This window comes from Sphingomonas sp. EU05-FHT14C10, from assembly GCF_058790595.1.
Genome location: NZ_JBYTEN010000002.1, coordinates 13,623 through 23,555 on the forward strand (window position 1 = coordinate 13,623; position 9,933 = coordinate 23,555).

General features: G+C 63.0%; 16 protein-coding genes and 1 tRNA gene. 15 read left to right on the forward strand and 2 right to left on the reverse strand.

All coding sequences use genetic code 11. The annotated features are described in order from the left end of the window. Window positions 1-65 precede the first annotated feature (65 nt). The 9 genes from AC3WT0_RS02670 to nusG all read left to right on the forward strand — a co-directional run bounded on the left by AC3WT0_RS02670 (window position 66) and on the right by nusG (window position 4,004). On the forward strand, window positions 66-305 hold the full coding sequence (locus AC3WT0_RS02670; RefSeq protein ID WP_492751257.1) for a DUF2312 domain-containing protein: 240 nt from the start codon (window positions 66-68) through the stop codon (window positions 303-305). Between the two features lie 80 nt (window positions 306-385). Then, window positions 386-898, forward strand: a complete 513-nt coding sequence (locus tag AC3WT0_RS02675; protein ID WP_492751258.1) for a hypothetical protein — start codon at window positions 386-388, stop codon at window positions 896-898. Then, entirely contained in the window at window positions 895-1,143 is a 249-nt protein-coding gene (locus AC3WT0_RS02680) for a hypothetical protein (protein ID WP_492751260.1), read from the forward strand. Before AC3WT0_RS02675 ends, AC3WT0_RS02680 begins: the two co-directional genes overlap by 4 nt. Continuing rightward, entirely contained in the window at window positions 1,143-1,361 is a 219-nt protein-coding gene (locus tag AC3WT0_RS02685; protein ID WP_492751262.1) for a DUF2188 domain-containing protein, read from the forward strand. Before AC3WT0_RS02680 ends, AC3WT0_RS02685 begins: the two co-directional genes overlap by 1 nt. After that, the gene (locus AC3WT0_RS02690; protein ID WP_492751264.1) at window positions 1,361-1,894 is read left to right on the forward strand and encodes a hypothetical protein; all 534 of its coding nucleotides are present in this window, start codon (window positions 1,361-1,363) and stop codon (window positions 1,892-1,894) included. Before AC3WT0_RS02685 ends, AC3WT0_RS02690 begins: the two co-directional genes overlap by 1 nt. Continuing rightward, window positions 1,891-2,274 carry a helix-turn-helix domain-containing protein gene (locus AC3WT0_RS02695; protein WP_492751265.1) on the forward strand — a complete coding sequence of 128 codons (384 nt, stop codon included), beginning with the start codon at window positions 1,891-1,893 and terminating at the stop codon, window positions 2,272-2,274. Before AC3WT0_RS02690 ends, AC3WT0_RS02695 begins: the two co-directional genes overlap by 4 nt. Before the next feature lie 311 nt (window positions 2,275-2,585). Beyond that, window positions 2,586-2,912: a phage replication initiator YdaU family protein gene (locus tag AC3WT0_RS02700; protein WP_492751847.1), complete on the forward strand. Its 327-nt coding sequence runs from the start codon at window positions 2,586-2,588 to the stop codon at window positions 2,910-2,912. Beyond that, window positions 2,809-3,429 (forward strand): hypothetical protein, encoded by a 621-nt coding sequence (locus tag AC3WT0_RS02705; RefSeq protein ID WP_492751266.1) that lies wholly within the window; start codon window positions 2,809-2,811, stop codon window positions 3,427-3,429. Before AC3WT0_RS02700 ends, AC3WT0_RS02705 begins: the two co-directional genes overlap by 104 nt. 47 nt (window positions 3,430-3,476) lie before the next feature. Beyond that, complete coding sequence (gene nusG / locus AC3WT0_RS02710) at window positions 3,477-4,004, forward strand: transcription termination/antitermination protein NusG (protein ID WP_492751267.1); 528 nt, start codon at window positions 3,477-3,479, stop codon at window positions 4,002-4,004. Window positions 4,005-4,099: 95 nt separating this feature from the next. Here nusG and AC3WT0_RS02715 read toward each other — a convergent pair whose 3' ends face one another. Both AC3WT0_RS02715 and AC3WT0_RS02720 read right to left on the reverse strand, forming a co-directional pair. Further along, complete coding sequence (locus AC3WT0_RS02715) at window positions 4,100-4,378, reverse strand: addiction module antidote protein (protein WP_492751269.1); 279 nt, start codon at window positions 4,376-4,378, stop codon at window positions 4,100-4,102. 2 nt (window positions 4,379-4,380) lie between these two features. After that, complete coding sequence (locus AC3WT0_RS02720; RefSeq protein ID WP_492751271.1) at window positions 4,381-4,671, reverse strand: type II toxin-antitoxin system RelE/ParE family toxin; 291 nt, start codon at window positions 4,669-4,671, stop codon at window positions 4,381-4,383. Between the two features lie 195 nt (window positions 4,672-4,866). On the opposite strand from AC3WT0_RS02720, the gene AC3WT0_RS02725 reads away from it, so the two are divergent. From AC3WT0_RS02725 to AC3WT0_RS02750, 6 genes are all read left to right on the forward strand, one after another. Continuing rightward, window positions 4,867-4,941: transfer RNA gene (locus AC3WT0_RS02725), tRNA-Gly, on the forward strand. 206 nt (window positions 4,942-5,147) lie between these two features. Beyond that, window positions 5,148-5,309 carry an HNH endonuclease gene (locus tag AC3WT0_RS02730; protein WP_492751849.1) on the forward strand — a complete coding sequence of 54 codons (162 nt, stop codon included), beginning with the start codon at window positions 5,148-5,150 and terminating at the stop codon, window positions 5,307-5,309. 128 nt (window positions 5,310-5,437) lie between these two features. After that, window positions 5,438-5,989 (forward strand): hypothetical protein, encoded by a 552-nt coding sequence (locus AC3WT0_RS02735; RefSeq protein ID WP_492751273.1) that lies wholly within the window; start codon window positions 5,438-5,440, stop codon window positions 5,987-5,989. 3 nt (window positions 5,990-5,992) lie between these two features. Next, entirely contained in the window at window positions 5,993-7,693 is a 1,701-nt protein-coding gene (locus AC3WT0_RS02740) for a terminase large subunit (protein ID WP_492751274.1), read from the forward strand. 100 nt (window positions 7,694-7,793) lie between these two features. Continuing rightward, window positions 7,794-9,056, forward strand: coding sequence for a phage portal protein (locus tag AC3WT0_RS02745; RefSeq protein ID WP_492751275.1), 1,263 nt, complete (start codon window positions 7,794-7,796; stop codon window positions 9,054-9,056). Further along, window positions 8,995-9,933, forward strand: coding sequence for a head maturation protease, ClpP-related (locus tag AC3WT0_RS02750; protein WP_492751277.1), 939 nt, complete (start codon window positions 8,995-8,997; stop codon window positions 9,931-9,933). Before AC3WT0_RS02745 ends, AC3WT0_RS02750 begins: the two co-directional genes overlap by 62 nt.

The window sequence follows — 9,933 nt, forward strand, 5'->3', positions numbered from 1 at the left end:
CTTCTCACCGACCCGGATTGGAACCGCCACGCAGGTTTTGCGCGGCTTGAAAGGGAGAAGTGACGATGACGGACGTTATTTCGGCGGACCAGCTCCGCCTGCTGATCGAGCGGATAGAACGGCTCGAAGAAGAGAAGAAAGGCGTCAGCGACGACATCAAGGATGTGTACGCCGAGGCCAAGTCGACCGGCTACGACGTCAAGACGATCCGCCAGATCGTGCGCCTGCGCCGCATGGAGAAGCATGTCCGCGAAGAGGCCGACGCGCTGCTCGAAACCTACAAGGCCGCGTTGGGCCTCGCCTGATCGTGTCTCGCGGTCACGCCTATCGTGACGGCCACCACGGCCGGAGCTTCCGGTCCAGGCCGGGTGTGGGGAGCGCGACCTTGGTCGCCTCCCTCGCCTGCGCGCGCTGCGCGAAGGTGGGCGAGATCAACTTCTCGACGTCGATGCCGCCCGCAGACCAGATCGACCAGAAGTTCGCGGCCAAGGGTTGGGACGTGCGGAAGCGGCTTTGCACCGGCTGTCGCGCCGATATCGCCGCGGACAAGCAAAAGGAGAAGAAGATGGCATCCACGCCGTCGGCCAGCGCCATGAAGGCGCAGGCAAAGATGTTCGAACTGCTCCAGGTGTATTTCGACAAGGACAAGGGTGCGTTCACTTCCGGCTGGTCCGATAGCCGCGTGGCCTCGGAAACCGGATTGTCGCCCGCAATGGTGACGCAGTTCCGGACGGCCGCCTTCGGCGAACTGAAGGAGCCGCCGGAGATTGCTTCGCTCCGCGCCGACATCGTCGTGCTCGCAGACCTTGAGCGCGAGCATCATGCACAGATCGAGCAATCGATCGCCGAAGTCCGATCCCGGCTGGCCAAGGTCAGCGAACAGTGGAGGGCGGCATGATCGTCACCACCCTCACCACCCTGACCCTTCTCTCATGGACGGGCTTCTGCATCGTCTATGCGAAGTGGTCTTCGGACAAGCACCATCTGGTCACGCTGGCGCGCGAGCTGGCGGAGGCGGAACGGCTGCTGGCCATCGCGGAAGATCGCCTGTCTTCGGGTGGGCGGACCCGCGCCGCGCGCCAGCGGGAGGCTGACGAGGCGCGGCGGGTGCAGATCCTCGCCCGGCTTCGGGAGGGGCGCTGATGGACAGCTACGTCCCATTCTATCTGGTCTGGAGTCCGACCGGATCGACGCCACCGCGCCACCGCCATGGAACGCAGGACGCAGCAGAGGCGGAAGCAGACCGATTGGCGCGCGCCAATCCGGGGAAGAAATTCTTCGTCGTCGCGCCGCTCTACTCGGTCCTCGTCGCCGGCTTCGAAACGAAGCGCTTCACCGTCCCTGACGAGGTGCCGTTCTGATGGTCGCGCTCATCTGCTCTCACCTCGAATGCTCAACGCCGCTGGCGCACAACCCGCGCCGTAAGGGCACGATGTGCCAACGCCATGCGTCGCAGGTCGCCGCGCTCTCGATCGAGCGCCGGCAGAAGTGCAGCGCCGCGATGAAAGCGCGCCTCGCCGATCCGGATGAGCGTGCCCGGATTTCCGCACGCTGCAAGGCCGGCTGGCGTCGCGCCCTCGCTGAGAAGCCTGCATTGCGTGCGCAACTCGCCGAAACCGGTCGGCGGCTCGGGAAGCTGAACAAAGGCAATACCCTCACGCCGGCCGGATCGCCCAGCCGCGTCCGCGCGGCCCGCAAACAGTCCGAATTCTACATGGGCTGGTGTCCGCTCGAATATCGCGACGACTATCGAAACCTCGTCAAGAATCACCGGATCACCGCCGAAGAGGCGCGCCGGATCATCCTCGATCAGATCGCGGCTGACGCGAGGACTTTCGCGCGTACCGGCATGTTGCCCCAGTCGCAGCGCCAGGCGGCGAGTGGTGCGCTATGAGCGCGGTTCCGGGCACTGTGCAGGAGATCGTGCAGCGGGCAGCGATGCTGACCGGGCTGACGCGGGCGGAGATTGTCGGAGACTGCCGGCAGCGGACGGTAGCCCGCGCGCGGTTCGCGGTTTGCGTGGTCGCCAGCCGTAAGCTGGGGCGATCGTCGGTGGCCATAGGGCGCGCGCTTGGTGATCGCGATCACACATCGATCCTCTACGCGCTGCGGCGCGCCGAAACACTTGTCCGCGACGACGAGGATTTCGCTCGGGTGGTCTTCGATCTGGAAGCCAATACCGGGAGCAGCGCCTACCCCACGCCACTCCCGGACGCTGATCGGATGATCGTGCGCATAGAGACTACCGCTGGGGTGGAGATCGGTTCCAGATGAGCGCTGGCGACCTTCTTGGGCGCCTTGTCGCTGCTGGCGTGCCCGCCGACCTGATCGGCGAGGTTGCGATGGCGCTTGCCCGAGGCGAGGCAGCGATCGAGGCGATCGGGAAGCGGCGATCATCCGACCGCGACCGCAAGGCCAAGTCACGTGACATCACGGGACAGCACGTGACATCCCGTGACGCCGCGGACACTCCCGCCCCCTCGCCCCCTTCCCCTTCCTTCCCCCAGACCCCCAACAAACCCCTACCCCCACACCCCCACCCGGATTGCGAAATCCCGCGCACGCGTAAGGCCGACCCGTTCCCCATGCCGGATTGGGCCGATGCGCAGGCCTGGAAAGACTTTCTCGCCAACCGGGCGAAGAAGCGGCTTCCGAACACTCCATCCGCCCACAAGCGGTTCCTGTCCGACATTGCCCGGCTGACCGATGAGGAATGGCCGCCCGGCCGCCTGCTGCAACACGCCGCCGAGCGCGGCTGGTGCGGAATCTACGACCCAAGGGATGAGGAACAGCGGAATGGCAGGCGAAATGGAAGGCGAAGCGCTGACGACGACAGCCCCCACGGGCCGAGCACTCGCGCCGCAATCGGATTCCTTGAAGACCTTGACCGATCTGACGCCGGTCACGCGTGAACAGTTTGCCGCTGTGCTGACGCCGTGCCTTGCTCTGGTCGCTGCAACGGGCATGGACGATCGGGCGCGGCGCGAATGGCTGCACGCGGCTTTCGCGGTTCTCCGTCACATCCCGGTCGATTTGCTGAAGCGCGGCGCGAAAGCGGCGATGGCGCGGGTGGATCACCCGAGCAAGATCGTTGCCGCGATCATGGCCGAAGTTTCGGGCGACGTGGAATGGCGACGAAACACCGTGCGGAGTGATGCACTTCGGGCGTCGGAGGACGAGGAGCAGCGGCTTCGCCTGACCCATCAGCGCTGGAAGCCGCGACCGGGCGAGACGACGGCAATTCTGGCCGAACACGGCATGTGCTCATCAGCGCCGGCGACTGATGCGCCCAAGCCGCTCCCCGCCGTCGAGGACTATCTCGCGATCGGCGTGCCGCAGGCAGACGCCGAGAAGCTGGTTGCGAGGCAAAGGGCTGACGCGGCGAAGGGTTCGATCGCGCAGACGGAAGCCGCGCGGGCGGCGGCATAGATAACGACAAGAGCGGGGCGACAATGAGCGATTGGTGCATATTGAGGATGGCGGGCCGCAGTACGCTGGCGCTGGCGACGGGGCTCACCGAAGCCGGGTACGAGGTGTGGACGCCGATCGAGATCGAGAGGCTGCGAGCGTCGCGTCGTCGCAAGGCTATCGTGGAGCGACCCTCACCAATCATGCCGGCCTACGTCTTTGCTCGATCCATACACATCGCCCAGCTGTTCGCCCTGGCATCAGATCCGACCCGTTCGTTGCCGGGATTTTCGGTCTTCCGCTATCGGGACAGGATTCCGCTGATCGCCGACGCCGAATTGCAGGCTCTGCGTCGGCGCGAGGAACGGGCGCGGATCAGGATTCTGAAGAGTAAGAAGACCGATCCCTTTGAGCGTGGCGAGATCGTCAAGGCTCCTGATGGCGCGTTCGCGGGCATGTCGGGCGTCGTCGAGCTCAGCGACGGGAAGCACACGCTGGTGATGTTCAACGGGCGCTTCGGCGTGAAGATTGACACTTTCCTTTTGCGTGAGAATGAAATAGGAACAAACCGTCCCGATTTGGGAACCGCTGCCTGAGCAGCTTGTCGGAGATGCGCGGGGCTTGAGCCATCGGCGCGCCGCACACCGGAGACCGCCAGATGTGGCGTTTCTGCGGAAGTGCGAAGCATTGATTACGCCGAAACCGCGAGCCTGACCCCGAGCGCCTTCATCACCGCCGATATCGTCGAGAAGGACGGATTGCCGGTATCGGCCAGTGCCTTGTAGAGCCCAGCCCTTGTGATGCCAGCCTTCTGCGCCACCTCGGTCATTCCACGAGCGCGCGCCACGTCGGCGATGGCGGCCTTGATGAGCGCTGGATCGCCTTCCTCAAGCGCGGCGTCGAGATAGGCCGCGATTGCTTCGTCGTTATCGAGATGCTCAGCCACATCCCATCGGGTTGTCGTAACCATTTTCATACCTCCTTCGCGATTTCCTTTGCGTCCCTGATGTCCCGCTTCTGCGAAGACTTGTCGCCGCCCATGAGCAGGATCACCACGACCGGGCCGCGCTGGGTCAGATAAATCCGGTAGCCGGGACCGTAGTCGATCCGCAGTTCGCTCACACCCTCGCCGACCGGCTTGATGTCGCCGAAGTTGCCGAGCGACAGGCGGCGAATGCGAACGTCGATCTTGGCCTTGGCTCGCACATCACGCAGGTCGTTGAACCATGTCGTGTAATGGATTGTCTGGCGAACCTCGATCATGCGTATCCTATAAGATACATCATCGAGCCGGTCAAGAGAATGTATCGTCTGGTATACGTTTATTCTCGTCCCCGCCCCGCTGGTTACCCTTTCCCCAGCGGTCGGGTCGCAGCCCCCGGTGTTCGTCCGAGCCGGGCTTAGCTGGCAGTGTCGTGGTGGCCGGCGCCACCTAGCCACATCGGGCGAACAGATCATGCGGGCATAGTTCAACGGTAGAGCATCAGCCTTCCACGCTGAGAATGATCGGTTCGAATCCGACTGTCCGCTCCAACCATCGCGAGGCAACCATGGCCAAGCTGAGCTCATTGCCCCCGTTGCTCACGCCTCTAGCGCCGACGATAGACTACCTTGAACACAAGCCCAGGAGTGCAGAGGGCCGGCGTCTCATCTTCTCACCATGGCGCAAATGGTACAGCACCGCGCGCTGGCGCGCTCTGCGGCTCACGATCTTCAGACGCGATGATTTCACATGCCAGATGTGCGGTCGGCTCGACGGCAACACCTCTCGGCTGATCGCCGACCACCGAGAGCCTCACCGCGGCGACGCGGCACTGTTCTGGTCACCTTCCAACCTTCAGACACTCTGCAAGCCCTGCCACGACGGCCCGAAGCAGCGCATGGAACAGCGCGGCGCATAGCCGCGATGGCCACCCCCGGGTCGAAAGTCTGAGCGGCCGGGGCGTCGTAATACCGGCCCCGAGACACGGAGGGATTTTTTCGTGGTGGGTTGGAGGCTGGAGCGAACTTTCTGGGGACTTGGTGCCTGATGGCAGATCGCAAAACGACTATCGATTGGCCCCGGATCGAGATTGAATACTTGGCCGGCGAAGATTCCATTCGCGAAATAGCTGATAGACATGAGATTTCTGACACGGCTATTCGGAAGCGCGCCAAGGTCGAAGGCTGGGTTCGCAAGGTTCGCACGCCGAAAAATCGCGAACCGGTGCGCTCACCGCCCCCGCCACCGCGGTCGTCTGAGAAATCGGGAGAATCCCCCGCCATCGCCGGTGAGGCTCGGTCGCTCGTCGCTCGGATGCTCGACGAACTGGATGTGATTACCAGCCGCCGCGGCGAGCTGGAGGATATGATTATCGACGCGACTGACGGCGACGACGATGCCGCGCGCCGTGAGGCGATGATGAAAGCTGTTAGTCTACCGGGTCGAGCTGCGACCCTCAAAACCCTCGCTCTCGCGTTCAAGACGATCAACGAGGCCAGTGCCCCGCAGGGCAAGAAGGCCGCTGCACAGGAGCGGGCAGATGAAGTTGCCCAGCGATTCAGGCCGATGGGGCCGCCAGCGCTCAAGTCGGTAAAATAGCGCGTGGCCGACTGGACCACCGCCTGTCCTGATTGGGAAGACCGGATCAGGCGCCGGCAATCACTTATACCATTCAAGCCGCTATTTCCCGCCTCAGCCGAGGCGAAGATGGCCACGTTTAAATCGCTTCGCATCCCAGATCTTCCAGGGCAGCCTACCATCGGCGAAGCCTGTGCGCCGTGGATGCTCGAGTTCGCCGAAGCAATCTTCGGTGCGTATGACCCTGAAACTGGTGAGCAGTTCATCAAGAACGCCCTGCTTCTGGTCAGCAAGAAGAACACGAAATCGACGATCGCGGCCGGCATCATGTTGACCGAGCTCATTTGCGGATGGCGGGAGCACGACGAGAATATCATCCTGGCGCCGACGATCGAGGTGGCGGGAAACAGCTTCAAGCCTGCCGCCGCCATGGTGCGTGCCGACCCTGAGCTAATCGACCTGCTTCATATTCAGGACCATCTTAGACTGATCACGCACCGAGCGACAAAGGCCACTCTCAAGGTCGTTGCGGCGGATACGCGTACGGTCGCGGGGAAAAAGGCAAGTCGGGTTCTGGTCGACGAGTTGTGGTTGTTCGGTGAGATGAACAATGCGGACGGCATGCTGGGGGAGGCCACCGGCGGCCAGATCGGGAGGCCCGAGGGCTATAGCCTGTTCCTCACCACGCAGTCGGACAAGCCGCCGGCCGGCGTTTTCAAGGAAAAGCTCGCTTACGCGCGGGACGTTCGCGATGGCATAGTCGATGACCGCGAATTTCTCCCGGTCCTGTACGAATATCCGCTTTCGATGCTCAAGGCCGATGAGCACCTCGATCCGGCAAATTTTTACATCACCAATCCAAACATCGGCCTCTCCGTTCGGCAGCGCTGGCTGGAAACGGAGTTCACGAAATACGAAAATGCCGAGGACGGCACCAAGCAGATATTCTTCGCCAAGCATCTCAATGTGGAGATCGGCGTCGGCCTTCGCCACGACGCATGGATCGGCGGGGTTTATTGGGAGGGTGCGGCAGCAGCCCCCGAGCTTTGGGACGGCACGCTGGAGCAGTTCCTCGAAATCGTCGAGGTGGTCGTCGCGGGGATCGATGGCGGCGGGCTCGACGACCTTCTCGGACTGGCTCTGCTCGGGCGCCATCGCGAGACTAAGCAGTGGCTGTTGTGGTGCAAAGCGTGGGCGCAGATGGATGTATTCGAGCGCCGCAAGGACATCGTCAGCCGCCTGAATGACTTCGTCGCGGACGGATCATTGGTAAAGTGCACCGAGCCGACGCAGGATCTGGTCGAGGTGGCGAACCTGCTCGATCAAGTCAAGGATGCCGGTCTTCTCCCTGACGAGGCGGCGATCGGATGCGACCCAGCCGGAATCACGGCGATGGTGGACGAGCTGCGCGGACGCGGCTTCACCGCCACTCAACTGCTCGCGGTCCCGCAGGGGTTCAGATTGTCGTCGGCCGTATGGGGCACAGAGCGCAAGCTGAAGGACGGCACGTTCATTCACGCCGATCAAGCGCTGATGGCGTGGTGCGTCGGGAACGCGAAGTCGGAGTCGCGCGGGAACGCGGTGCTGATCACCAAACAGGTTTCCGGCAAGGCCAAGATCGACCCGTTGGTAGCGGCGTTCAACGCCGCAATGCTCATGAGCCGTAATCCTGCGGCCAAGAAAGCGTCGGTTTATGCAACGCGCGGCGTGATCCGCCTGCGCTGAGGGAGGACAGATGGCTGGAATGTCCCCCGAAGATTATCAGGCCGCTGCCGGATATCGCCGTTCGAGCGCTAGCCCGGGGTCGGCGCCTGCAAAGATCGCTGTGCCTGTCCGCGCGTACACGGCCTATGAGATGAACGACCCGGCGTTGATCGATTTTCTGCGCGACGGATCGCCATCGGTATCGGGCGTCGTCGTCAACGACCATGTGGCGCTTCGGAACAGCACTTTCTATCGCTCGATCGCATTGATCGCCGGTTCGATGGGCATGCTTCCATTGCACCTGATGCGCCGCCTGCCCGACGGTCGCATCGAGAAGGCGCGCAACCACCCTCTGTTCCGCGTGCTCCACCGCAAGCCCAATTCCTATCAGACGGCGGTCGAGTTCAAGACCTGGATGCAGATCATGGCGTTGCTCGACGGCACCGCCTATGCGCTGGTTGTCCGTTCGCGGGGCAAGATTACCCAGCTTATTCCGCTTCCCCGAAAGTCAGTTCGCCCGAAGCTCAACGACGATTTCGAACTGACCTTCGAATACCGCCGGCCCTCTGGCGGCACGCGCATCCTCTCCGCTCGCGATGTCATGTACTTCCGCTCGCCAGTCACGATCGACGGGCTGACGGGCGTTTCTCTGCTTAAAGTTTCCGCCGATACGATCGGACTGGCGAGCAAGGCCACGAAGGCCGTTGCGCGCATCCTGACCAAAGGAGCGATCGTTTCGGGCTCGCTCGAGACCGACAATTCGCTCGGGGAAGAGGCCATCGCCAATCTGAAGGCCAGTCTTCAGGAGGACTATTCGGGCGTCGACGCATCGAACGATTGGCTCATTCTTGAGGAGGGCCTGAAAGCAAAGAGCCTTTCGGCGAACGCCAAGGATTCTCAGCTGGCAGAGACGCGAAAGGCCGAAGCCGAGGAAATGTCGCGCTTTACCGGCGTTCCTCGCCCGCTGCTCATGTTCGACGAGACGAGCTGGGGCAGCGGGATCGAGCAGCTCGGGCTATTCTTCGTCACATACTGCCTGATGGTGTGGTTCGTCATCTGGGAAGAGGCCGTTTGGCGCCTGCTCGACGATGACGAGCAGGAAAGTGCCGATGGCACGATGCTCTACGCGAAATTCAACGAGCGCGCGCTTTTGCGCGGTTCGATGAAAGATCAGGCCGAGTTTTTCTCCAAGGCGCTCGGCGCTGGCGGCGGCTTCGGATGGTCGACCCAGAACGAGGCGCGGGATGCCTTCGACATGAACCCACACGAGGATGGCAACGATCTTCCCCGCCCCGGCACCACTGCCGCCGCGGCTGTCGAAGATGCCGAACCTGAGCCCGACCCCCAACCCGCGCCCAACAAGAAGCAGAAGCAGGATGCATAGGATGTCACCGATTTTCGCGATGGCGCGTCCCGGCGCGCTGCCCATTCCCGGCGACAAGCGTGTCGGCGCCTTCACCAAGGCCGACGTCATGTCGCGCTGGTCCGATGATGCCGCAGGCATCCGCCCCGCCGCTCTCGAACAGGGCGACAACGTCATCACCATGTTCGATGTGGTGGGCGAGGACTGGTGGAGCGGCGGCGGCATCACGGCCAAGAAGGTTGCATCGCAGCTGCGCGCGATCGGCGATCGGCCGGTTGAAGTGCAGATCAATTCGCCGGGCGGCGACATGTTCGAGGGCCTCGCGATCTACAACGTGCTGCGCGAGCATCCGCAGCAGGTGACCGTGAAGGTCATGGGTATGGCGGCATCGGCGGCATCGATCATCGCCATGGCGGGTGATGCCATCGAGATCGGGGCCGCATCCTTCATCATGATCCACAATTGCTGGGTTTTGGCGATCGGCAACCGCCACGACATGGCAGAGACGGCGGCGTGGCTCGAGCCGTTCGATCGGGCCATGGCTGACGTCTATGTTCAGCGCACCAACCAGTCGAGCGCCGATGTCATCAAATGGATGGATGCCGAGACCTACATGTCCGGCAGCGTGGCTATCGAGCGCGGATTTGCCGATGCGCTGCTCGCCGCCGATCAAACGAAGGTCGACGAGAAAGCGAAGTCGAGCGACCGCGAGATCAACGAAATCAGGGCGATGGAGTTCACGCTTCTCGCCGCAGGCGCCACGCGCACCGAAGCCCGCGCGCGCATCAACAAGATCCGGGGCACGTCGGACTCTGCCCCCGAGCCCACCACGCCTGGCGCTGGTGATCCCGAACTGGCCGGAGCCCTGGCCGGACTTCTGAGCACCATCAAAGGATAA